A 21,662-nucleotide genomic window follows, 5' to 3' on the forward strand; every position below is an offset into this window, starting at 1 on the left:
TGTTTATACTGTACTATAATAGGTTATTTAAATAAAAACTGTTATATAAGAGGAGAGGATTAAGTATGATGATGAGTCCAGTCGAGTTTTTCAGTAACCTGCCTAAGAAGGTATGCCCTGAATGCGGAGAGCAAGTACAGGAAATGGCCGAATCTTATTTGCATGAATGCGATCGCTGCCTTTCAAAACGTCAGGAATAGCGCCGTACCCATCTTTTCGAAACAAATAAAACCGGAACCCTTATATGCGGGTTCCGGTTTTATTTTGGCCTTTATTCTTTAACTGCCAGCACATCTATATTGTTTGAGAAGCATTAAGAATGTTTAAATAGTAAATATCCCTCTAAAGGACGTGCTGTTGATGAGGCTGGTGAAATGGAGCTTTACAAAAAGATATAACATCAAAGGAATTTTTGATACACATCCTAACTCCCTGGTCATTTTCAGGCAAATAAAAGATTACTATTTTATTTATACAGTCAAATGGGATATAACCGATCCCCCTGTCAATCGGGCTAACCTTGAGCAAATGGAATATTTATTGAACGTTGAAATGGGCACCATAGAGTATTATCAGCAGCGGAAAGCATTTGGCTATGCTGCTGAAGGAAAAGGAAGCAGGGAATAAACACACAGCTGTTCGCACATGCTCTTCTTAAGGAGTTGAAACTAAATGGATAAAAAAACAAACTATACTACACCCGCTATTAAGAATCCTGTTATGACTGTAGAAACAGGTGATACCTTTCCAAATCCTGAAAGCATACCAGGAAACTCTGTAGAGGAACATAAACATCTGGAAGAAGGAAATATCATGATAACAGGGGACGAAATTAAACAGCAAAACGAAAACCTATAGAACGAAGGCGAAGGCTGTATCAGCTATCGCCTTCTCTTTTATTGAAAACTTATCCATTCTTGCTATATAGATTGAAAAAATATTTTCTTAATGGCCTGTTGATCTCCGTTTCCACAAAGAAATGCTTCTTAGAATATTCATCAAAGGAACTACTCAGAAATAGCATCCCAGGAGAAAATGTTGTATTTTCGAACTAGTCTTCACACCTTCCACTCTAATCAACAGGGTGTGAAGAGGTGATTGCTTTGTTCAACACATATAGTCCTTTAGATTTTTGGCAAGTCCCGTACACCTGTCTCCATTGAACTTCCGCACATCGGGCACATATGGTCCTCTGAAACAAACGCCTTTCGCATCCATCCGTTACATGCCTCTGCAACACAAGAATAAATTTCTGTAGCGATGAACGGTTCCACTTCTTTTTCGAGCGGAAGTTTTTTTCCAAAAAACATAAACATCCTCCCTTTCCGTTTTTCGAACTTCTTATTAGCTAGTATGCTCTATCCGAATGGAATTATTGTTAAATTCCCCATCTTGGCCAAATCTTTCGTTTTATTGTAAAAAAGCGCGGCTTTTATTTCTTTTGTTTATTATAAAATTGATAATGAATAATAAAATGGAAACAGGGTGATACACTTGGAAAATTTCACTAAAAATCCCTCTCTTTCATATGAAATGAAGGAACTCGTACGCTCTGCTTCCAGGACTTTTGAATGCAAAAAAGGGACATATTTGTTTCGGGAAGGACAGGATGCACACGAGGTGTATATTATTCTTTCCGGAAAAATCCAAATATCGAAAATGAATGCGGAAGGACAGGAGCTTGTTCTCCGGCTGGCCAGCCTTAATGATATTGTCGGCGAGCTAACCCTTTTTACACAGGAACCAAAATACATTTTCAATGCCAAGGCCATAGGAGATGCTACAATAGCAGCCCTTACGATTGACGGGCTTGAGGCTGCTCTTTTCAATAATAGTAAACTCGCTTATGAGTTTCTTGCTTGGATGAATGACCATATGAGGAAGACGATGACCAAATTCAAGGATCTCGTTTTATATGGAAAAAAAGGGGCATTATATTCCACATTAATCCGAATGAGCAACAGTTATGGTGTGAAAGAAGCAGATGGAATCCATATCATGGTTCCCCTCACCACCCAGGATCTTGCCAATTTTTGCGGTACAGCTCGAGAAATTGTAAGCAGGCACCTGTCGGAACTTAAAGGAAACAAAATAATCAGTATGAACTCCAAGAAAATAATAATCCATGATATTCACTATCTTAAACAGGAAAATCATTGTGAAAACTGCCCAATCGAATATTGCAATGTAGATTAAGCGCATAGTAAAAGCGGATACCCAAAAAACTCGGGTATCCGCTTTCTTAAAATATCTAGTTAACAGACGAAGGAGTATTATTCAGATGCTGCAAATTGGAAAGATAATCAGCTTTGGGTTTCGTAATGCTCGCATTGATTCCCGATTCCTTCAGCTTATTGACCAGCTCTGCAATTTTTTGTTTAGCCATATGGTTCACCTTCTCTTCTAGGCATTTCCTAACCCAATTCTACAACAAAAATATGAAGAAAGTGTGAAAAAATTGTAATTTTCTCCGAAAAATTTTAAATAAAGTGAAACTTCAATCAGTGGGGGTTTTCCTTCATCCCCCGATGATTATTAGCCCCATTCGACTGCCGCTAATTCGCCAAAGAGCGCGGCAGCTAAGCAGCACTACGAATCCGATTGTTTCAACTATGCCGCTAAAGTTCCTTGCTTCAAGTTTCACTGTATCTCATCAATCGGGCTTTTATGGGAAGTTGATCCCCACCTATCTGCTTAATATACTTGGAATCTTGAGGTGAGGGTCTTACTGCCCGTTAATACGGGATAAATATAAAAATCAAATTTTATCTTTCTGCCTTCCTTTTTACCCTTTGGTAGGTTGCGAAAAACCACTGGAAACAGATAAATTAGCTTGGAACAAGTAAACATGGTATAATTTCTTAGATTATGTTTACTTGGAGGAAGAAAATGATAACTGTTAGCAACGTAAGTTTACGGTTTGGAGACCGCAAACTGTTTGAAGATGTCAATATAAAATTCACCCCGGGTAACTGTTACGGGCTAATTGGAGCCAATGGTGCAGGAAAATCTACCTTTTTAAAGATCCTTTCCGGTGAAATAGAGGCACAAACTGGTACAGTTCAACTGGGTCCTGGCGAAAGGATGGCTGTCCTGAAGCAGAACCATTTTGAATATGAAGAGCACGAAGTCCTTGAAACAGTTATTATGGGACACACAAGGCTTTATGAAGTTAAGCAAGAGAAAGATTCTATATATATGAAAGAAAACTTCACTGATGAAGATGGAATGAGGGCGGCTGAGCTTGAGGGTGAGTTTGCCGAGCTGAATGGCTGGGAGGCTGAATCCGAAGCTGCCATCCTCCTAAAAGGCCTTGGCATTGATGAGGACCTGCATTACAAGAAAATGGCTGACCTTGATGGGTCCGAAAAGGTTAAGGTGCTGCTTGCACAGGCTTTATTCGGCCAGCCAGATGTCCTCCTGCTCGATGAGCCTACAAACCATCTGGATATTAAGGCCATCCAATGGCTTGAAGAATTCCTGATCAACTTTGAAAATACTGTTATCGTCGTTTCCCATGACAGGCACTTCCTAAACAAGGTCTGTACCCATATAGCTGATTTGGATTATGGAAAAATCCAAATTTATGTCGGGAACTACGATTTCTGGTACGAATCCAGCCAATTGGCTGTCAGGATGGCCCAGGATTCGAACAAGAAAAAAGAAGAAAAAATCAAGGAGTTACAAAGCTTCATAGCCCGCTTTAGTGCAAATGCATCAAAGTCAAGACAGGCGACATCCAGGAAGAAGCTTCTAGATAAAATCACTCTTGATGATATTAGGCCATCTTCCCGTAAATATCCATATGTAGGTTTTACTCCTGAACGGGAAATCGGCAATGACTTGCTTCGTGTTGAAGGCCTGTCAAAGACAATTGACGGCGTAAAAGTACTGGATAATATCAGCTTTGTTATGAATAAGGGCGATAAAATCGCGCTAGTCGGAACAAATGAAATTGCCAAAACAACATTGTTCAAAATCCTTATGGGTGAACTCGAGGCTGACGAGGGAACGTACAAATGGGGAATTACAACGTCCCAAGCCTATTTCCCTAAAGACAACTCACAATTCTTCGAAAATAGCGAGCTGAACCTTGTCGATTGGCTGCGCCAATTCTCACCGAAGGATGAGAGTGAAAGCTTCCTGCGCGGTTTCCTTGGACGTATGCTGTTCTCTGGCGAGGAAGTAATGAAAAAAGCAAGTGTTCTTTCTGGAGGAGAAAAAGTTCGCTGCATGCTGTCAAAAATGATGCTGTCCGGAGCGAACGTCCTCCTTCTTGACGAACCAACCAACCACTTGGATCTGGAGTCGATTACAGCGTTAAATAACGGCCTGATTACTTTTAAAGGTTCGCTATTGTTTTCCTCGCATGACCATCAGTTCATCCAGACGATTGCAAACAGGATTTTTGAACTGACACCGTCTGGCTTGGTTGATAAAGAAATGTCTTATGACGAGTATTTGGAAAACAAGGAACTTCAGGAGCAAGTTGCTAAAATGTATTAGAAAAACACAGGGGCAGTGAGCCCCTGTGTTTTTTTTATGATGGTTAATGCCGTTTTTGTTTATTTCTTGAGGATGGGGCTTTCATCTTCCCTGTTTCCTGGTTTGTTGTACCCTGCCCCTCAACTTGAGATGAATTCAGGCCAATTGTTGAAGGATCATGTTTTCGTTTTCCCATCGCAATCCACCTCCTGACCTTAGCGTCCTCCTTATAAGCTAACTTATTCAATGAGGAATAAATTCATTTTCCCTAGGCATGATAAACAACAGGAGGTGTAGCTTAATGGCAAAAGTAGGGGTTGAACAATCACTAACCAATGTACAGCAGGCACTAAGAGAACGCGGATATGACGTAGTTGAATTAAAACAGGAATCCGATGCAGCAGATTGTGCTTGCTGCGTTATTACCGGCTTGGATTCAAATGTGATGGGCATGCAGGATACAGTGACAAAGGCTTCTGTTATTGAAGCAAACGGCCTATCTGCTGATGAAGTTTGCTCGCTAGTCGAAAATCGCCTGTCCTAATTAATCTCCAAACGTCCAGAGATTACTCTCTGGACTTTTCTTTTGTTCTCTTCCCAAAGGTAAAGTGTAGCCATTAGGACCTATGGCATCGTTCTAGATCTTTTCTAAAGGCGAAATGTAACCAATAACCTCTATTGGACACGTTTTGAGGTCTTTCACAGGTAAAAATGTAACCAACAAGCTTTGCTAGCCAAATGTGCTTTATCAGCAACCGTTCTACTTGAAACAACACATCCCTTTTCCCTGTACCCCTATCTCTCACCGATACAACCCAAGACTCTTTTTTTGAATGCATTCTTCCCTATTTGGCACACTAAAATTTAATACGATTTCTTTAAGCGGGGGATTTCAGGCGTGGAAGCATCATTCTCTTCTATATCAAGGACCGCTCTGTCATTTATTCTTTTATTGATTATTTCTTACTTCTTTGGAAGGCAAATAAATTCTCACAGGAATCATTTTAATATGGCAATGGCGATAACAATTGGGTCGCTGGTTGCAAATATGGGATTTAATATTAATTTAAAATTTGTGCCTATGATTTGGTCATTCATTACAATGGTTTTCATTTATTATGTAGCCGCAAATATGAGTTTCCGGGTACGTATTTTGGAGAAATGGCTTTCAGGTTCGCCAACTGTGCTAATTAAAAATGGGCACATCCAATCCGATAACCTGGTTTCGGCCAAATATACGAAATCAACGTTGGAGCAACAGCTTCGCGAAAAAGATATTTTCTCAATTACTGATGTTAAACTGGCCCTGCTCGAACCAAGCGGAAAGCTTTCGGTTCAAAAAAAAGACCCCCAAAAAGGGGGGGATTTCTACGTTCAACTACCTACTGATTATTTGAATGGTTTGATGGTGCCAGCTGAAATTATTATAGATGGACAAACAACTTTTACCGCTAGGCCCGAATTATATTCATGGCTGGAAGGTTATTTATACAGCCTTGGCCATAATATCGACAACGTGGCTTATGCAGTTGTATCATCACAAGGATTTGTTTTAGGTGTTACCGAGAAAACCACTAAGTCAGCCTCTGCTTCAAGCCAGTGAGAAAGCTCAAGAACGTATACACACCTGTTTTTACCGTAGCCTGGGCAAGAGTATCCTTCGTTGGATCGAGGCAGACAATATCCATTGCCATTACTTTAGACGCCAAGGCAGCCTCATGGACAGCCTCGAATAATTCAAAGGACATCATCCCGCCGGGCGTTGAGGCCGGAACTCCCTGGGCATAAGCAATATCAAGCACGTCCATGTCTACGGTCACATAGATGATATCAACCTTGGATGATAGTTCCTTAATAGCCCGGCGTACTGTTTCCACAACACCTGTTTCCCTGGCCTTACGCATGGAAATCATATTGACTTTATGTTCATTTGCGTAGGCAAGAAGCGACTGTCCGTTAAAGAAACCGTGAAGGCCGATATTGTAGACGTTTTCTCCTTTAACAACGTTATTTTCAATCAAATATCTGATTGGTGTTCCATTTGTCGGTCCGTGCTCGGAAAGATCCCGAAGATCAAGATGCGTATCAAATTGAAGAATCCCGATTTCTTTTTCTTCGTGGACTTCTTTCAAACCGGAAATGAGCATCGCTGTAACAGAGTGGTCGCCGCCAATTGAAATCGGGAACGATTCCGGGAACTGTCCTTGAACCGCTTTTATCGCATTTCTAATGTTCTGATGCGATATTCCAATATCGGTAAAATGCATGTTTACATTTCCAAGGTCAAGGATCCTCAAATCGTTTAATTCAACCCCATAATCAAGATTGTAAGTAGAAAACCCACCCCACGCCTTTCTGAAAGCATCCGGAAACTCGGATGCTCCTGATACGGAAATCGATGACCTTGACAGTGGAACACCAAGCATCACTACATCCGATTTTTCAGGCTGGCTGTCTCCCTCCTGCCGCTGGCTAATCCAATCCTTCAACTTTGGGTCATTCGCTGACTTATCCTGATTCCAGTAAAAAGAGCACGTGGAGACAAATTTACTTAACATAGGGCTCCACCTCTGACAACAAGCCGGCCTTTTTTTATAACCGTATGGGTATGGTTCATCCCATAATGATAAAAAAGCTGCTTGTAATTTGGCACATCCGCGATTAAAACATCTGCCTGCTTTCCTTTTTCAATGCTGCCAATTTTATCTGCCCTGCGTATTGCGTGAGCGGCATTAATGGTTGCAGCCACAATGGCCTCCTCCGGCATCATTCTCATTTTCAGACAAGCAAGATTCATGATTAGCGGCATTGAAACCGTTGGGGAAGAGCCAGGATTGAAATCGGTTGATAAAGCAACAGCCATTCCCGCATCAATCATTTTCCTTCCATTGGCACTCTCCGCCATTAGGAAAAAGGCTGTCCCTGGCAAAAGCACCCCAATTACCCCTTCCTCCGCCATTCGTTTAATTCCATAACTGGATGCTTTCAGCAAATGGTCCGCTGAGATTGCCCCTACATCCGCTGCAAGTTCAGCGCCGCCATACGGTTCTATTTCATCAGCATGGATTTTTGGAATTAAGCCATATTTTTTGCCGGCCTCAAGCAGTCTCTGGGATTGCCCCGGAGTAAAGACACCCCGCTCACAAAATACATCATTAAATTCAGCTAATTTCTCTTCTGCAACACGCGGGAGCATTTCATTAATAATAAGGGAAATAAACTCGTCTGGATTATTTTTGTACTCTGCCGGAACAGCATGGGCTGCCATGAACGTACTAACCACATCTACTGAATGATCTTCATCTAACCTTTTTGCCGCCTTCAACTGTTTGTATTCAGTCTCCCAATCGAGGCCATAACCGCTTTTGGCTTCTACGGTCGTGACACCGTGTTTAAGAAATAAGTTAAGCTTCTCCCATCCTTCACGGAAAAGCTGCTCAGAAGTTGCGGCCCTTGTTCTGCTTGTAGTTGCATGGATTCCTCCGCCCGCCTCCATGATTTCCATATACGTCGCCCCGTCAAGCCTCATTCGAAATTCGTCTTCTCTTGTTCCAGCATGGACAAGATGGGTATGCGGATCAACAAGGCCCGGAAGAACAATCATTCCACTAGCATCAATTTCATCCCTGTCAGGATAAGAGTTGGCGAGGGCCTCAACCTCATGCCCGGCTCCGACTGCCTCAATTCTGCCTTCACGAATGAACAATGCCCCATTCTCAAGTACAGAAAGCTTCCCCATTTGCGAACCCTTAGCAGGCTGCCCAGAAAACCCTTTTACTGTAATAATTTGTTCAGCATTTTTAATCAGGATTGGTTTTACTGAAGTCATGAATCTTTTCCTCCGGTGCTTTTTAACATTGGAATATCAATTTCATTTTTCCTGGCTGCCTCCACTGCCTTGCTATATCCTGCATCCGCATGGCGGACGATTCCCATCCCGGGATCAGAGGTCAATACGCGCTCCAGCCTTTTTTCCGCCTCGTGGGTCCCATCAGCTACAATAACCATGCCGGCATGCAGCGAATAGCCCATTCCGACTCCGCCTCCGTGGTGGACGGACACCCAGCTGGCTCCGCCAACAGCATTGATCATCGCATTCAGAATCGGCCAGTCAGCAACCGCATCGCTTCCGTCCAGCATACTTTCCGTTTCCCTGTTTGGGGATGCAACAGAACCGGAATCAAGATGGTCACGGCCAATCACAATTGGAGCTGAAAGCTCGCCGCTTGCCACCATATCATTAATGATTTTGCCAAATCGGGCCCTTTCGCCATATCCGAGCCAGCAAATCCTGGAAGGAAGCCCCTGGAATTGAATCTTTTCCCGGGCCATCCTGATCCAGTTGCATAAATGCTCATTATCGGCAAATTCCTTTAGGATGACCTCGTCGGTTTTATAAATATCATTGGGGTCTCCAGAAAGCGCCACCCAGCGGAATGGGCCTTTCCCCTCGCAAAAGAGCGGCCGGATATAAGCCGGAACAAAGCCTGGAAAATCAAAAGCATTTTCAACTCCGTTATCCTTGGCTACCTGCCTTATGTTGTTGCCATAGTCAAAGGTAATTGCGCCTTTTTCCTGCATGGAAAGCATTGCTTTTACATGGATAGCCATGCTTTCACACGATTTTTCCACATAAACACCGGGGTTGTTTTTCCTTAGCTCGGCAGCTTCTGTAAGAGAATGACCCATAGGTATGTATCCGTTTAGAGGGTCGTGGGCGGATGTTTGATCTGTAAGAACGTCCGGAATGAACCCAATTCTTATCATTTCCGGTAAAAGCCCCGCCGCATTTCCTTCAAGTCCGATCGACAAGGCTCTCCCTTCTGCTTTCGCTTGTTTGGCTATAGCAATGGCATCTTCAAGTGAATCCGCTATAATATCAAGATACTTTGTATCTATTCTTCGTTCGATATGATGCCTGTCAACATCGATGGCAATGCAGACTCCCCCATTCATTGTTACAGCCAGGGGCTGTGCGCCTCCCATTCCTCCAAGTCCTGCAGTAAGCGTAATGGTATGCCTTAAGCTTCCGGAAAAATGCTGCCTTGCAAGCTCCGCGAAGGTTTCGTATGTCCCTTGCACGATACCCTGGCTCCCTATGTAAATCCAGCTTCCAGCTGTCATTTGGCCGTACATCATCAGCCCCTTCTTGTCCAGTTCATGGAAAGTATCCCAATTTGCCCAGGCCGGAACAAGATTCGAGTTGGCAATTAATACCCTCGGAGCATCATGATGAGACTTGAAAATAGCAACCGGTTTTCCCGATTGGATAAGGAGTGTTTCATCATTTTCGAGTCTTTCCAAGCATTTTGTAATGGCTTCAAAGCAGTCCCAGTTCCTGGCTGCTTTCCCTATCCCGCCATAAACAACAAGTTCAGCAGGATTCTCCGCGACGTCTTCATCGAGATTATTCATAAGCATTCGAAGTGCCGCCTCCTGAACCCACCCCTTCGTATGAAGTTCAGTTCCCCTATACCGTTTAACCAGTTTTGTATCCGCTTTCAAAATTACCATCCCCATCCCGTATTTGGTTTACAGTCTTCCTCTATAATTATAATGGAACTTTCTGAAAAAAAAGACAAGTTTCCTCCCATGGGCTGCATAAATTATAAAAGGACAAACTATAGGAGGGAAAGTATGCAATTTTGGACAATTAGGAAGAATACAATCATTTTTATTCTGGTAGCTGGTTTGGCTTTGGTTTCAGCAGCGTCCTGGTGGTTGTTAAAAGCGGGAGATACAGTTGTCATTAACCAGCAGACAGGAATAAGGGAAATCCATATGGTTACGGGAGAATTCGCTTCCACTATGAAGAATGGCAAAAAGATTGAAGCCTACCGCTGGGATCCGGGAACGATTTTCATAGAAAAAGGTGAGAAAGTTCGCCTCGTCATTTATGGGGTTAACGGACAAGAGCATCCTTTTCGAATAGAAAATACAACGATTAAAGGAACTGTAAAAAAGGGCGAAGAGACTGCTGTAGATGTTTCTTTTGATAAAGAAGGTGTTTACAGGCTTATTTGCGAGGTTCATCCTACTAAAGAACAAAACGGGCCAATGATCGCATACCTTGTTGTTGACTAGCTATAGGCAATCCATAACAAACAGCTGTGTGCCAAAAGGTACACAGCTGTTTGTTGTCATCTTCTATTGCATACTGTTATCACTATGAAAAAAGTAAAAACCTTGATAATATTGGTATTTTCTTATATAACAGTTTTCATTTCCAAGCAAATCATTATAGTACAGATTAATATTTTTTGAATTTTCTTAACACAATTAAAAAATACAATTCATCCTAAAAACCCTTAAATTCTAATAAGTTAACAAAATCGCCTTAATTAAAGTGATTTTTGTCACTGGCTGCCTGTTATACTCGGAGTATGATATACAGAGGAAACAGTTTAACTGTATAAAATATTCGATGAGGTGACCAAAATGGTACAATCCACAATTGAAAAAACCAAGTCAGAACCTTGGAAAGGGTTCGTAAAAGGCAAATGGTCCAACGAAGTAAATGTTCGAGATTTTATTTTAAGTAACTTCAAAGTGTATTCAGGCGATAACTCCTTCCTGGCAGGTGCCACTGAAGCAACAAACCAGCTTTGGGATCAGGTAATGGAATTAACAACACAGGAACGTGAGAACGGCGGCGTCCTTGATATGGATACTGAAACAGTTTCCACAATCACTTCCCATGGCCCAGGGTACTTGATCGAGGATTTGGAAAAGGTTGTCGGTGTCCAAACTGACAAACCATTCAACCGTTCGATGCAGCCTTTTGGCGGAATCCGCATGGCTAAAGCTTCCTGCGAAGCATATGGCTACAAATTGAACGAAGAAGTAGAACGCATTTTTACTGAATTCCGCAAAACACACAATGCTGGTGTTTTCGATGCCTATACCGATGAAATGCTTCTTGCCCGTAAAGCCGGTATTATCACTGGGCTTCCTGACGCATACGGCCGCGGCCGCATTATTGGCGACTACCGCAGGGTAGCACTTTATGGTGTTGACTTCCTGATTGAAGAAAAATTAAATGACAAGAAAACCACTAGCCCTGTCATGACCGAGGACAACATCCGCCATCGTGAAGAGCTTTCTGAGCAAATCCGCGCGCTTGGCGAATTGAAAGAACTTGCAAAGAGCTACGGTTATGATATCTCTGGCCCGGCTACAAATGCTGCAGAAGCGTTCCAATGGCTATACTTCGGCTACCTTGCTGCAATCAAAGAACAGAACGGCGCTGCGATGAGCCTTGGCCGAGTATCTACATTCCTTGATATTTACATTGAACGTGATATTAAGAATGGTACGTTGACAGAGGTTGAAGCCCAGGAATTGGTTGACCACTTTGTCATGAAGCTTCGCCTTGTAAAATTCGCACGTACACCGGACTACAATGAATTGTTCAGCGGAGACCCAACTTGGGTAACCGAATCAATCGGAGGCATGGCTTTGGACGGACGCCCTCTTGTTACAAAGAACTCGTTCCGCTTCCTGCATACCCTTGATAACCTCGGCCCTGCACCAGAGCCAAACCTGACTGTTCTTTGGTCCACTCAGCTTCCTGAAAACTTCAAGAAGTATTGTGCGAACATGTCAATCAAAACAAGCTCGATCCAGTATGAAAATGATGACATCATGCGCCCTGAATGGGGAGATGATTACGGAATCGCATGCTGCGTATCGGCGATGGCAATCGGTAAGCAAATGCAATTCTTCGGTGCCCGCGCCAACCTTGCAAAAGCATTGCTTTACGCAATCAACGGCGGTGTCGATGAGAAGCTTAAAATCCAGGTCGGCCCTGAATTCGCACCAATTACAGCAGATGTTTTAGATTATAATGAAGTTATTCAAAAGTTTGAAGGCATGATGGATTGGCTCGCTGGTCTCTACATCAACACATTGAACATTATTCATTACATGCATGATAAATACAGCTATGAGCGGATTGAAATGGCGCTTCACGATTCTGAGATCCTGCGTACTATGGCTACTGGCATTGCTGGTCTAAGTGTTACAGCTGACTCACTCAGCGCAATCAAGTATGGCGAAGTGAAAGTCATCCGTGATGAAAATGGCCTTGCTGTTGACTTTGAGATTAACGGCGACTTCCCTAAATACGGCAACAATGACGACCGTGTGGATGACATTGCTGTCAAACTCGTCAAAACATTCATGAACAAGCTGAAAAAGCACCAGACATACCGGAACTCAATGACAACAATGTCTGTGTTGACGATTACTTCAAACGTAGTTTATGGCAAGAAAACAGGTAACACTCCTGATGGCCGCCGTGCTGGCGAACCATTCGCACCAGGTGCAAACCCAATGCACGGACGCGATACAAAAGGAACACTTGCTTCCCTGTCTTCCGTTGCAAAGCTTCCATACGAGTACTCTTTAGACGGTATCTCCAATACCTTCTCAATCGTACCAAAAGCTCTTGGAAAAGAAGAAGAACAAAGGATCGACAACCTTGTATCCATTCTTGACGGGTATGCCAAGAAGGACGGACACCACTTGAATGTCAACGTCTTTAACCGAGAAACACTGATGGATGCAATGGAACACCCAGAATTGTATCCGCAATTGACCATCCGTGTATCTGGTTATGCCGTAAACTTCATTAAACTGACAAGGGAACAGCAAATGGATGTCATCAACCGGACATTCCATGAATCATTATAAGAAGAGCGAAAGCGCACGTTTAGCGCTGCAACTAAAACAAGCGCAGCCGGGTGTTAAAACCCGGCCCCTGTTTTAAATCGAAAGGGGTAATAGTTATGAACGGAAACATACATTCAATCGAAACATTCGGAACAGTGGACGGCCCGGGCATCCGCTACGTAATTTTTACACAAGGATGCCTGTTGCGCTGCCAGTTCTGCCACAATGCCGATACATGGGAAATTGGCACAGGCCGAAAAATCACTGTTGAAGAAATAATGGATGATCTCCGTTCATACCTCCCTTTCATGGAATCCTCTGGCGGAGGTATCACCGTCAGCGGCGGGGAACCTCTCCTTCAAGTCCCATTTCTTGTCGAGCTGTTCAAGGCGTGCAAGGCTGAAGGCATCCATACGACAATTGATTCGTCCGGCGGCTGTTTCTCAACCTCCCGACACTTTCTCGACCCTCTTGATGTGTTGATGGAGTACACCGATCTTATATTGCTAGACCTAAAGCATATTGACCGTAAAAAGCATATCAGCCTGACAGGAATGGCCAATGACCATATTCTTGATTTCGCAAAGTATCTTTCCGGAAAAAATAAACCAATCTGGGTTAGGCATGTACTTGTTCCTGGAGTAACGGATGACCCTGCTGATTTAGCTAAGCTTGGGGAATTTATTGGGACGTTGAAAAATGTCGATAAGATTGAAATCCTTCCCTACCATAAACTCGGCGTTTATAAATGGGAAACTCTCGGTCTCGAATATCAATTAAAGGATGTCGAGCCGCCAAGCGAGGAAAAAGTCCAGGAAGCTTATGAGTTGATAACAAAACATTGGCAGGTGCAAAACGCCCAAAATCAAATGCTGTCCTGATGGGCAGCTTTTTTTGTATAGCCGCTGGCATAGTCAAATTGTTGGACTGCTGATAGTTTCAGTAAACTAGCTTACAATTTAAAATTGCCTTTGCTGACACTATTTCTGCATAATTTCTTCAGAATTATATGTTACTGTCAACATATACAACTGAATGATAGGAGAAATGCACCCATGTACCAAATACTTAGTGATATTAGCAATTTTCTGGGCGCCCCTTTTTACGCAATGATCATTGGTGCAGAAACCGTTCCGCTTATTGCTGCACTCTTGCTGGGAATTGTCGGCGCCCTTGCACCTTGCCAATTAACCGGGAATATAAGCGCAATCACATTTTATGGGAACAAGAGCATGCAGTCTGCCGGCCATCTAGTGGATGCGCTCTTCTTCATCCTCGGCAAAATTGCAGTCTTCTCCGGACTGGGCATTCTTGTCTGGCTAGCCGGCCGGGAATTTCAGGACAGCATCATTGTCTTTTTTGCAGCTTCCAGGAAGGCAATTGGCCCTTTTATACTATTGCTTGGGCTGTTTTTGGCCGGATACCTGAAACTTAATATCCTAACTAAACTGTTAAACTATGTACCGAAAGGTAACGGAGCCGGCAGATGGGGACAATTTTTAATGGGAGCTGCCTTTTCAATTTCCTTTTGCCCGACGATGTTTATATTGTTTTTTATGACACTGATGCCCTTGGTGCTCGGAACATCCTACGGAATCGTCCTCCCTCCTATCTTCGCAATCGGAACTTCCCTTCCGCTGATTATATTCCTGGGCATTGTTTGGTTTTTGGGAATGGACGGGGCATTGCTTAGAAAAAGCCGAAAAATTGGCAGTGCAGTGCAGAAGGCTGCAGGCATTTTTTTAATCGTAATTGGAGTTTTCGATACGATCACATATTGGCAGTAAAACAATATGACAACGGAGATACAAATCAAGGTTGACAACTTAACATCCTCTGCTTTAATTTATATATGTTAACTCAATTTCATTATTGGTTAACATAACGGACAGGGGGAGAATGAAATGTCAACTGAACAATTAAAACTAAGAAAGATGATTTTGGCAGCCTTATTTGCGGCCATAACGGCAGTATTTGCCCAAATCAGCATCCCGATGCCACTTGTTCCTTTTACAGGGCAAACATTGGCAATCGGACTCGCAGCGACCATTCTTGGAGCCCGCTATGGTACTTTATCCATTCTTTTATATCTAGCTCTTGGTGCTGCTGGTGTCCCGGTGTTTGCAGAAATGAAATCCGGAGTAGCCATTTTGGTTGGCCCAACGGGAGGATTCCTAGTCGGTTTTATTCCTACAGTGTTCATAATTGGATTCATCATTGAAAAAACAAAACTCTCTGTTAAAAACGCCCTGATAGCCAACACGATTGGTATGTTCATCACACTCGCGTTCGGCGCTGTATGGCTGAAAATCGGAGCGGGCCTTGACTGGGAGACAGCAATGAAAGCAGGCTTTTATCCGTTCATTCCGCTTGGATTACTGAAGGCGTACCTAGCTTCCATTGTAGGGGTAAATGTGAGAAAAAGGCTTGTATCCGCTAATCTTTTTCCAATTCCGTCCAACAAAATGGACCAAAGTGCATAAAACGAGAAGGCAAACAGGTGCAGTGGCCGTTCCCGCTTGCCTGTATTTTTTGAATAAATAATTAATCTTTCTGTATAAGGTCGACATAAAACCTTGCTTACGGTCATTTACAGTTTTGTAAACGACCGTAACCGCTTTAAAAAACGGCATCTTTATTAATAAGACGATTCATTAATTAAAACCTACCTTTACCACTGCTTTACATTGCTCTTTGCTTGTTTCTAACGTATACTTTTAACATACGAGGAGGTGTTATCCAGGTATGGAGTTTAACGCTGAATTATATGACATTAATGCCTGGGTTGCACTTTACACCGGGTTTTACCTGGCAATTGCCCTAAAGTATTTCCTTTTATGGTCAATTGAAAATCCAGTATCCATCATGGACAGGCCCAAACAGCCTGAAGGGTTTCGCTTGTCTTCCTATTCCATTTCGAACAGCGGGCTAAACCAGAACATTATTGTCAGATGGATTGGCAAATATATCCGAATAAAATACTGCTCTACCGATGATCCAGAGGCTTCCCTTTCCCTCCTTCCCCACTAAACTTTTAACAAACAGGAGGAACTATGAAAGGGAAATCAAAGCTTCTATTATTAATAACTATTATTTTGGTAACAATCTCTGGGCTTGCAGGATGCTCAACAGGTTCAGACGACACAGGCTTTTTTACCACTTACTTCGTCAATCCTTTTACAGCTGCGATTCACTTCCTTGGTGAATTGTTTGCTGGAAATTATGGCCTTGCCATTATTGTGGTAACCCTTTTAATCAGGCTGGCATTGATGCCACTCATGCTCAAGCAATACAAGAATCAGCTTGAAATGAAGGGCAAAATGGAAAAAATGAAGCCTGAAATCGATGAACTGCAGAGAAAAATCAAGGCTGAGAAAGACTCGGCAAAGCAAAAAGAATTGCAAATGCAGATGATGGGCATCTATCAAAAACATGGCGTTAACCCCATGAGTATGGGCTGTTTGCCAATTTTAATACAAATGCCAATTTTGACTGGATTCTATTATGCTATCCGCAACTCACCCGAGATAGCTTCTCATGACTTCCTCTGGTTGAGTCTTGGCAGTCCGGACATTGCCATAACTGCCCTGGCTGGAATTGTGTACTACCTTCAATTCAAAGTCTCTCAGTCTACAATGACGGCAGAGCAGCAAAAGCAAATGAAGGTGATGGGATTGATGTCTCCAATTATGATCGTGATGTTTTCCATGAATGCTCCTGCCGCTCTGCCTCTTTATTGGGCTGTGGGTGGCACGTTCCTGATTATTCAATCTTGGATCAGCAGGAAACTCTATCAGAAAACGGAGACAACCAAAGTGGCACCTTCGATTCAAAAATAATTAGAAAAACTGGCCGTCGCCAGTCTTATCGGCAATGCGATCGTTTTTTTAGCGGCTGGAATATTTATTCCTTAGCTTCAAAGAAGCCCTTCAGGTGTCCTGAAGGGCTTCTTTTTATATTCTTCCGATTATCATTCCCGCTAGCACCAATGCCAGGCCTGCCGCTAAACTCAAAATTGCGTACACAAAAGAGTTCAGGCTTTTCTTCATTCCATGGAGCTCGAGCATGAATGTAGAGAAAGTAGTAAACGCTCCTGTAAATCCAATGCCTGCAAATGCATAACTATTTCCGTCCACTGCCTTACCGATTAGGTAACCAAGCAGGAACGAACCGATTAAATTGACAAGCATGGTTCCAAAAGGGATTCGATTCGTGTCCTTGGAATTCAGAAGCTTTGAAACAAAAAATCTGGCCATAGCGCCAAGAAATCCCCCGGCTGCAACTGCAAGATAGGTCATTTTTCCAAACCCGCCTTTTTAACCTGAGATTTTCCCTGAAAGGTCCCAATCCATACAAAGCCTAAGCCACCAATCAGACTAAACAAGAAATAGAAACTCGCAGCCATATATTGGCCCTGGTCAACCAGCATGACTGTTTCAAGGCAAAAAGCCGAGAATGTAGTAAAAGAACCTGTAAGGCCGGTTGTGAAAAACACCGACCAATTTGGATGAATTTTCTTTTGTGAGATAAAACGAGAAGTAAACCAGCCAAGAAAGTAGGATCCCAATAAGTTCACGGCAAGGGTACCGAAGGGGAAAGAACCGCCAGGTAAATGTAAGCCGGAAAATAAGTATCGAAGCAGACTTCCGATTGCGCCACCTATCCCTACAAATAGATACTCCAATTTAACACCTCTAACCTTATCTTTCTGCTTATAAGCATAATGTGTTTGAATCAGGTTACAAATAAAAGTCTTCCTAAGTGACCTTTCAGTTAAAAATTGCAGCACAAAGTCACGAATAGAAGTTCCAAGGATCTTACGTATGAAGAATTGCGGCCAAAGTCTCTAAACCGGATTAATTCTCTAGCAGCTTCTCAAGCTTCAATTTAACATCCGGCCACTCAGAGGCGAGGATGCTGTACATAACTGTATCCCTGATGTATCCATCAGCGAGCTTTCTATCTTGGCGAAGTATCCCTTCCTTTGTGGCACCAATGCGTTCAATTGCTGTTTGCGACCTTATGTTCCGGCCATCTGTCTTCAGCTGGACACGGTTCATCCCTAGTTCTTCAAAGGCATGCCTAAGAAGTAAATATTTACATTCAGTATTGGCCCTGGTTTTCCATGCCGATGGATGAAGCCAGGTCCAGCCAATTTCAAGGCTTTCATTTTTCCATGAGATGTCCATATATCTTGTGCTTCCAATTATCGCTGCATCTCTTTTCCTAAATATCGTGAATGGAAATTGGCTACCCTTATCCCTTTCCTGAATAGCTTTTGCAACCTCATTTTCCATTTCTTCATGGCTTCCGATTTTTGCAGAAGTAAATTCCCATATTTCAGAGGGTTTCCCTGCCTCCCATAAGCCGATCCAATGGCTCAGCTCCATTGGAATGAGTAAAACTTCCTGGCCCTCTAACCGATTAAATGGTTTGTTTGTCATTGTTCTCCCCCTAAAATCAAAAAACTACCGGTTAGCACCGGCAGTTCCATTCTTACACTTCCTCAAAGTATTCCTTGTAATATCCGCCCACTTTACCGGAATTGTCGACGATAAACAAAAATTCGTCTGTTTCATTTTTCACTTCATATTCCTTACCCGGAGTGAGGACATTGTTTACAATAAATTTTTTAGCATCCGCATGAACGCATTTCACTTTTTTAAGCGTGGCTTTCTTGTGCCAGTCAAGGTGTTGCACGTGAATTCCCCCTGATTTTTGGTATATGACTAGTATAATGAATGTTGGAGGGTATCTGCAAGTACCTCTGCCCGCCGTACCTGAAGGGAATCGATGGCGGTTCTAAACCTGAGATTTTCCATCTTCCTCAAATCAAACGTGAATACTTCCTCCGTCAAATAATCTTTAAAGGTTAAATAGACTACATTACAAATTGTATCTTTGCGAATAAAACAGAGATTGTTAAATTGCTTATTCTCATACTCAAAACCGTATAGTTCCATAACACTCGCCTACTTTCCAAGAGGTCACATTAAATATTTACCACGTTGGAAATATGTCCAAAACATCTCAGAAAACTTAGAGTATTCGACAAGACGTCTTTCCTAGTCGAATACTAGGAGGAAAGTCAGCGAAACACGTCCGAAAGTACCTTTTTTAAAATATTTTAAAAAAGGGGTTCTCAAAAATGGTTTTTCGCTTTACAATATTAAAAACTGAATATTCTATCCATTAAATTTTCCGAGGAGGCAATGCTATCAATGAGAATTATGAGCAATGAGCAGCTTATCGTTTCGTATCGTGATGCAATGAAATCTGGGACGGAAAAAGAATGGATTAAAATCCTTAAAGATGAGATCCATCGACGAGGATTACGACCTTTTAAAAAGTAAACAATTTTTCCCATTACCTTGCCATGTGAAACAGCCGCCGGCACATTGCCGGCGGCTAGTTATGTTTTATAGAGAGTTTTAGGAAAGTATGCAAAAATCATTTTAATACTGTTTTACATTGATTTTCGGCATAGATTCCAATTCATCAAGGTACACTTGAATTTGCTGAGCCGCATCTTCAAAGCTTTCTGCATAAATGTTAATAAAATCGCCATTGTATTCATGATGTTTATGTCCATACATCGAGTCATAATACGATTCGAGTAAGATCGGTACCATTCCGGCATAATCCCTATCCTCAATCCGTTCAAACAGCTGGAGTTTTGCTTGCTGGTCCTTAATCCTCTTTTGAATCCTTTCCAGAGCGGTTTTGACATTTTCATGGTACCACGGCTCATGTTGGTATGGAGTTATATATTCCGAGATGATATGCTGAATTCTCTGCTCCATTGGCAGATGAGTCTGGATATGAAAACCATTCTTCTTGATATCAATTAGTTCCTCAGGAAGGACAACCTTGCCAATCCGCTTGCTTTCCGCTTCCATAATAACATAAGGAGTTCCTTTTAGCTCAAGGAGCCTGTCATGGAGCAAGCCATCGAACATCTTCTGGCTATTTCCCTGTCCAAGGCCAATCGCCCCAAAAATTGATCCCCGATGGTTCGCCAGCTGTTCCAGATCAAGGACAGGGTATCCTTTTTCAGAAAGGATTTTCAGGATTTCCGTCTTCCCTGTTCCGGTCATGCCATGAAGAACAACCGCTTTTTTTGGCATAAGGTCCGGCAATTCTTTAAGAATTGACTGCCGATACGCCTTATACCCGCCTTGCAGCCGTTTCGCGCTAATACCGGAGAATTCCAGGAAGGATGTGACTGCCTTGCTTCTTGAGCCTCCACGCCAGCACTGGACGACAAGATTGTTTCCCGGGCCGCTATACTTCCGAATCTCCGAGAGCATGTCCGGCAGTTTTGGTGCCACAATTTGCATGGCACGCCATTTCGCGGCATCGGATCCTTCCTTCTTATAAATTGTTCCTACCTCTGCACGCTCTTCATTTGTGAATAAAGGGACATTTACCGCTCCCGGGATGGCTCCTTCTTGAAATTCAATAGGCGAGCGAACATCTATGACAACCGGGTTTTTTATATTGAACAGTTCTTCTATTGTAAGTTCTCTCAAAGTTATATTTGCACCTCTATTTATAGACTTCCTTCCTTTATTTTAAAGAATTTAAGCATAAATGCAACCCGGCCAACTTTTAAGAACAAAAAGCGTTAGCGCCGTATGGCCTCCTCGAAAATCCTCATTACGCTAGATCGTAATTTCGTGCGAAGCAATTTCAGGGAACGCTATCCTGTGCTATCGCTTTTTCTTCTTGCGATGTTTATGCTGCCGAAGCTTTCCTTGTGGATCTAAATCCCACTTTCTATATACATATATTTACAATCACTTACTTTTTTAAGTTCCTTTAACATAAAAACGGCTCACCAATATGGTGAGCCGGTCAATTCCTGAAGTGAACTGCGGAAGGTTTGCCAATTCTCCGGAAAACGGTCAAAACCAGAACTTTTATACACTTTTGTTTTTGATTTAAGAATAACATACCAGCTAGTTCCATTCAGGATAATTCCTTCGTCTGCTATGTAATTTTGTTCCCAGTCCCAAACTGCCAAACTGAAAACAGCTGCCTTAAATATAGCCATATCCCCAGGAATCCCGAATGGCCGGCGGGGAATTGAGCGATATGGTGAACCTTTATCCCGCCATTCTGTATAAATGAATTTCCCTTTTTCAAAATCAATGATTGCCTGGCATGCAGGCCTTCCCGGCATTTCAGAATAAACATGAAGATGGCTCAGCTTTTTATCAGGGTGAATCGATACCATCTCGTTATTAATGAAAAATAAATCTTTTTTACGGAAAATGGTGTTTTGGACCTCTCCAAGATCAAAAGGCCCCTCCTTTTCACTTAACAAGCTGCTTGCCTCATGATATAGGGCTGGGAATGGAAGCGGTCCTTTTTCATCAAGGATGTTCACTATTCTTTCATATAGCTTCATTCTCTCACACCTCTAGCTTTTCTCTATAATTGCTCCCATCATTAGTATAGTAAATTGCAATTATTTACTCTGTAACAAATGGCACTAGCCA

Annotated in this window: 27 protein-coding genes; 15 read left to right on the forward strand and 12 right to left on the reverse strand. The window is 42.6% G+C overall.

Translation table 11 applies throughout. The features are described from left to right. Window positions 1-65 precede the first annotated feature (65 nt). The 3 genes from yhfH to A8F94_RS02545 all read left to right on the forward strand — a co-directional run bounded on the left by yhfH (window position 66) and on the right by A8F94_RS02545 (window position 858). Window positions 66-200, forward strand: coding sequence for a protein YhfH (gene yhfH, locus A8F94_RS24785; RefSeq protein WP_077247524.1), 135 nt, complete (start codon window positions 66-68; stop codon window positions 198-200). Window positions 201-360: 160 nt separating this feature from the next. After that, entirely contained in the window at window positions 361-627 is a 267-nt protein-coding gene (locus tag A8F94_RS02540) for a hypothetical protein (RefSeq protein WP_066195160.1), read from the forward strand. A 45-nt stretch (window positions 628-672) separates the two neighbouring features. Continuing rightward, window positions 673-858 (forward strand): hypothetical protein, encoded by a 186-nt coding sequence (locus A8F94_RS02545; RefSeq protein WP_066195164.1) that lies wholly within the window; start codon window positions 673-675, stop codon window positions 856-858. 266 nt (window positions 859-1,124) lie between these two features. Here A8F94_RS02545 and A8F94_RS02550 read toward each other — a convergent pair whose 3' ends face one another. Further along, a complete protein-coding gene (locus A8F94_RS02550; RefSeq protein ID WP_066195167.1) occupies window positions 1,125-1,310 on the reverse strand; it encodes a cold-inducible protein YdjO-related protein in 186 nt (61 codons plus the stop codon). A gap of 223 nt (window positions 1,311-1,533) precedes the next feature. Between A8F94_RS02550 and A8F94_RS02555 the strand changes: the two genes are divergently transcribed. Further along, window positions 1,534-2,196, forward strand: coding sequence for a Crp/Fnr family transcriptional regulator (locus A8F94_RS02555; protein WP_066197196.1), 663 nt, complete (start codon window positions 1,534-1,536; stop codon window positions 2,194-2,196). Window positions 2,197-2,251: 55 nt separating this feature from the next. On the opposite strand, the gene A8F94_RS26305 is transcribed toward A8F94_RS02555, so the two are convergent. Further along, window positions 2,252-2,386, reverse strand: coding sequence for a hypothetical protein (locus A8F94_RS26305; RefSeq protein WP_302621283.1), 135 nt, complete (start codon window positions 2,384-2,386; stop codon window positions 2,252-2,254). Window positions 2,387-2,889: 503 nt separating this feature from the next. Here A8F94_RS26305 and A8F94_RS02560 point away from each other — a divergent pair. Continuing rightward, entirely contained in the window at window positions 2,890-4,506 is a 1,617-nt protein-coding gene (locus A8F94_RS02560; RefSeq protein WP_066195170.1) for an ABC-F family ATP-binding cassette domain-containing protein, read from the forward strand. 43 nt (window positions 4,507-4,549) lie between these two features. Here A8F94_RS02560 and A8F94_RS24790 read toward each other — a convergent pair whose 3' ends face one another. Next, a complete protein-coding gene (locus A8F94_RS24790; protein ID WP_077247525.1) occupies window positions 4,550-4,681 on the reverse strand; it encodes a YuzL family protein in 132 nt (43 codons plus the stop codon). Between the two features lie 105 nt (window positions 4,682-4,786). On the opposite strand from A8F94_RS24790, the gene A8F94_RS02565 reads away from it, so the two are divergent. Further along, the gene (locus A8F94_RS02565) at window positions 4,787-5,029 is read left to right on the forward strand and encodes a YkuS family protein (protein WP_066195173.1); all 243 of its coding nucleotides are present in this window, start codon (window positions 4,787-4,789) and stop codon (window positions 5,027-5,029) included. A 354-nt stretch (window positions 5,030-5,383) separates the two neighbouring features. Beyond that, window positions 5,384-6,088 carry a DUF421 domain-containing protein gene (locus A8F94_RS02570; RefSeq protein WP_066195175.1) on the forward strand — a complete coding sequence of 235 codons (705 nt, stop codon included), beginning with the start codon at window positions 5,384-5,386 and terminating at the stop codon, window positions 6,086-6,088. On the opposite strand, the gene A8F94_RS02575 is transcribed toward A8F94_RS02570, so the two are convergent. Genes A8F94_RS02575 through hutU form a run of 3 tightly spaced genes read right to left on the reverse strand, consistent with a single transcriptional unit; the run spans window position 6,060 to window position 9,999 of the window. Beyond that, complete coding sequence (locus tag A8F94_RS02575) at window positions 6,060-7,043, reverse strand: agmatinase family protein (protein ID WP_066195178.1); 984 nt, start codon at window positions 7,041-7,043, stop codon at window positions 6,060-6,062. The genes A8F94_RS02570 and A8F94_RS02575 overlap by 29 nt on opposite strands. Next, a complete protein-coding gene (gene hutI, locus A8F94_RS02580; RefSeq protein WP_066195182.1) occupies window positions 7,037-8,314 on the reverse strand; it encodes an imidazolonepropionase in 1,278 nt (425 codons plus the stop codon). Before hutI ends, A8F94_RS02575 begins: the two co-directional genes overlap by 7 nt. After that, window positions 8,311-9,999, reverse strand: coding sequence for a urocanate hydratase (gene hutU / locus A8F94_RS02585; protein ID WP_175384342.1), 1,689 nt, complete (start codon window positions 9,997-9,999; stop codon window positions 8,311-8,313). Before hutU ends, hutI begins: the two co-directional genes overlap by 4 nt. 123 nt (window positions 10,000-10,122) lie before the next feature. On the opposite strand from hutU, the gene A8F94_RS02590 reads away from it, so the two are divergent. The 7 genes from A8F94_RS02590 (at window position 10,123) to yidC (ending at window position 16,997) form a co-directional block, all read left to right on the forward strand. Continuing rightward, a complete protein-coding gene (locus A8F94_RS02590) occupies window positions 10,123-10,569 on the forward strand; it encodes a cupredoxin domain-containing protein (protein ID WP_066195186.1) in 447 nt (148 codons plus the stop codon). A 354-nt stretch (window positions 10,570-10,923) separates the two neighbouring features. Continuing rightward, window positions 10,924-13,179 (forward strand): formate C-acetyltransferase, encoded by a 2,256-nt coding sequence (gene pflB, locus A8F94_RS02595; RefSeq protein ID WP_066195189.1) that lies wholly within the window; start codon window positions 10,924-10,926, stop codon window positions 13,177-13,179. A 95-nt stretch (window positions 13,180-13,274) separates the two neighbouring features. Beyond that, window positions 13,275-14,039: a pyruvate formate-lyase-activating protein gene (gene pflA / locus A8F94_RS02600; protein WP_066195193.1), complete on the forward strand. Its 765-nt coding sequence runs from the start codon at window positions 13,275-13,277 to the stop codon at window positions 14,037-14,039. Window positions 14,040-14,213: 174 nt separating this feature from the next. Beyond that, window positions 14,214-14,945, forward strand: a complete 732-nt coding sequence (locus tag A8F94_RS02605; RefSeq protein WP_066195199.1) for an urease accessory protein UreH domain-containing protein — start codon at window positions 14,214-14,216, stop codon at window positions 14,943-14,945. 117 nt (window positions 14,946-15,062) lie between these two features. Continuing rightward, entirely contained in the window at window positions 15,063-15,641 is a 579-nt protein-coding gene (locus tag A8F94_RS02610; RefSeq protein WP_066195202.1) for a biotin transporter BioY, read from the forward strand. Between the two features lie 262 nt (window positions 15,642-15,903). After that, entirely contained in the window at window positions 15,904-16,188 is a 285-nt protein-coding gene (locus tag A8F94_RS02615) for a hypothetical protein (protein WP_066195205.1), read from the forward strand. Window positions 16,189-16,211: 23 nt separating this feature from the next. Next, complete coding sequence (yidC, locus tag A8F94_RS02620) at window positions 16,212-16,997, forward strand: membrane protein insertase YidC (RefSeq protein WP_066195207.1); 786 nt, start codon at window positions 16,212-16,214, stop codon at window positions 16,995-16,997. A gap of 114 nt (window positions 16,998-17,111) precedes the next feature. Here yidC and A8F94_RS02625 read toward each other — a convergent pair whose 3' ends face one another. From A8F94_RS02625 to A8F94_RS02640, 4 genes are all read right to left on the reverse strand, one after another. Beyond that, window positions 17,112-17,456 carry a fluoride efflux transporter FluC gene (locus A8F94_RS02625; protein WP_066195209.1) on the reverse strand — a complete coding sequence of 115 codons (345 nt, stop codon included), beginning with the start codon at window positions 17,454-17,456 and terminating at the stop codon, window positions 17,112-17,114. Next, window positions 17,453-17,842 (reverse strand): fluoride efflux transporter CrcB, encoded by a 390-nt coding sequence (gene crcB / locus A8F94_RS02630; protein WP_066195213.1) that lies wholly within the window; start codon window positions 17,840-17,842, stop codon window positions 17,453-17,455. Before crcB ends, A8F94_RS02625 begins: the two co-directional genes overlap by 4 nt. Before the next feature lie 172 nt (window positions 17,843-18,014). Further along, entirely contained in the window at window positions 18,015-18,602 is a 588-nt protein-coding gene (locus A8F94_RS02635; protein ID WP_066195216.1) for a GNAT family N-acetyltransferase, read from the reverse strand. Window positions 18,603-18,654: 52 nt separating this feature from the next. Further along, the gene (locus A8F94_RS02640; RefSeq protein ID WP_066195220.1) at window positions 18,655-18,858 is read right to left on the reverse strand and encodes a DUF6501 family protein; all 204 of its coding nucleotides are present in this window, start codon (window positions 18,856-18,858) and stop codon (window positions 18,655-18,657) included. 521 nt (window positions 18,859-19,379) lie between these two features. On the opposite strand from A8F94_RS02640, the gene sda reads away from it, so the two are divergent. After that, entirely contained in the window at window positions 19,380-19,511 is a 132-nt protein-coding gene (gene sda / locus A8F94_RS02650; protein WP_066195226.1) for a sporulation histidine kinase inhibitor Sda, read from the forward strand. Window positions 19,512-19,613: 102 nt separating this feature from the next. Here the strand turns inward: sda and mnmH are convergent, their stop codons facing one another. Both mnmH and A8F94_RS02660 read right to left on the reverse strand, forming a co-directional pair. Continuing rightward, window positions 19,614-20,690: a tRNA 2-selenouridine(34) synthase MnmH gene (mnmH, locus tag A8F94_RS02655; RefSeq protein ID WP_066195228.1), complete on the reverse strand. Its 1,077-nt coding sequence runs from the start codon at window positions 20,688-20,690 to the stop codon at window positions 19,614-19,616. A gap of 305 nt (window positions 20,691-20,995) precedes the next feature. Continuing rightward, on the reverse strand, window positions 20,996-21,571 hold the full coding sequence (locus tag A8F94_RS02660; RefSeq protein WP_066195231.1) for a hypothetical protein: 576 nt from the start codon (window positions 21,569-21,571) through the stop codon (window positions 20,996-20,998). Between the last annotated feature and the right edge of the window lie 91 nt (window positions 21,572-21,662).

The sequence above is a fragment of the Bacillus sp. FJAT-27225 genome, assembly GCF_001685025.1.
Classification (GTDB): domain Bacteria; phylum Bacillota; class Bacilli; order Bacillales; family Cytobacillaceae; genus Bacillus_D.

Excerpts from the sequence above, each read along its gene's own strand:
- pflB (WP_066195189.1), top strand. The coding sequence starts at position 10,924 with ATGGTACAATCCACAATTGAAAAAACCAAGTCAGAACCTTGGAAAGGG.
- A8F94_RS02565 (WP_066195173.1), top strand. The coding sequence starts at position 4,787 with ATGGCAAAAGTAGGGGTTGAACAATCACTAACCAATGTACAGCAGGCA.
- A8F94_RS02555 (WP_066197196.1), top strand. The coding sequence starts at position 1,534 with ATGAAGGAACTCGTACGCTCTGCTTCCAGGACTTTTGAATGCAAAAAA.
- A8F94_RS02610 (WP_066195202.1), top strand. The coding sequence starts at position 15,063 with ATGTCAACTGAACAATTAAAACTAAGAAAGATGATTTTGGCAGCCTTA.
- yhfH (WP_077247524.1), top strand. The coding sequence starts at position 66 with ATGATGATGAGTCCAGTCGAGTTTTTCAGTAACCTGCCTAAGAAGGTA.
- A8F94_RS24790 (WP_077247525.1), bottom strand. The coding sequence starts at position 4,681 with ATGGGAAAACGAAAACATGATCCTTCAACAATTGGCCTGAATTCATCT.
- A8F94_RS26305 (WP_302621283.1), bottom strand. The coding sequence starts at position 2,386 with ATGGCTAAACAAAAAATTGCAGAGCTGGTCAATAAGCTGAAGGAATCG.
- A8F94_RS02635 (WP_066195216.1), bottom strand. The coding sequence starts at position 18,602 with ATGACAAACAAACCATTTAATCGGTTAGAGGGCCAGGAAGTTTTACTC.
- A8F94_RS02545 (WP_066195164.1), top strand. The coding sequence starts at position 673 with ATGGATAAAAAAACAAACTATACTACACCCGCTATTAAGAATCCTGTT.
- sda (WP_066195226.1), top strand. The coding sequence starts at position 19,380 with ATGAGAATTATGAGCAATGAGCAGCTTATCGTTTCGTATCGTGATGCA.
- A8F94_RS02625 (WP_066195209.1), bottom strand. The coding sequence starts at position 17,456 with ATGACCTATCTTGCAGTTGCAGCCGGGGGATTTCTTGGCGCTATGGCC.
- A8F94_RS02590 (WP_066195186.1), top strand. The coding sequence starts at position 10,123 with ATGCAATTTTGGACAATTAGGAAGAATACAATCATTTTTATTCTGGTA.
- pflA (WP_066195193.1), top strand. The coding sequence starts at position 13,275 with ATGAACGGAAACATACATTCAATCGAAACATTCGGAACAGTGGACGGC.
- A8F94_RS02560 (WP_066195170.1), top strand. The coding sequence starts at position 2,890 with ATGATAACTGTTAGCAACGTAAGTTTACGGTTTGGAGACCGCAAACTG.
- A8F94_RS02575 (WP_066195178.1), bottom strand. The coding sequence starts at position 7,043 with ATGTTAAGTAAATTTGTCTCCACGTGCTCTTTTTACTGGAATCAGGAT.
- A8F94_RS02550 (WP_066195167.1), bottom strand. The coding sequence starts at position 1,310 with ATGTTTTTTGGAAAAAAACTTCCGCTCGAAAAAGAAGTGGAACCGTTC.
- A8F94_RS02605 (WP_066195199.1), top strand. The coding sequence starts at position 14,214 with ATGTACCAAATACTTAGTGATATTAGCAATTTTCTGGGCGCCCCTTTT.
- yidC (WP_066195207.1), top strand. The coding sequence starts at position 16,212 with ATGAAAGGGAAATCAAAGCTTCTATTATTAATAACTATTATTTTGGTA.
- hutI (WP_066195182.1), bottom strand. The coding sequence starts at position 8,314 with ATGACTTCAGTAAAACCAATCCTGATTAAAAATGCTGAACAAATTATT.
- A8F94_RS02540 (WP_066195160.1), top strand. The coding sequence starts at position 361 with ATGAGGCTGGTGAAATGGAGCTTTACAAAAAGATATAACATCAAAGGA.
- hutU (WP_175384342.1), bottom strand. The coding sequence starts at position 9,999 with ATGGTAATTTTGAAAGCGGATACAAAACTGGTTAAACGGTATAGGGGA.
- A8F94_RS02615 (WP_066195205.1), top strand. The coding sequence starts at position 15,904 with ATGGAGTTTAACGCTGAATTATATGACATTAATGCCTGGGTTGCACTT.
- A8F94_RS02660 (WP_066195231.1), bottom strand. The coding sequence starts at position 21,571 with ATGAAGCTATATGAAAGAATAGTGAACATCCTTGATGAAAAAGGACCG.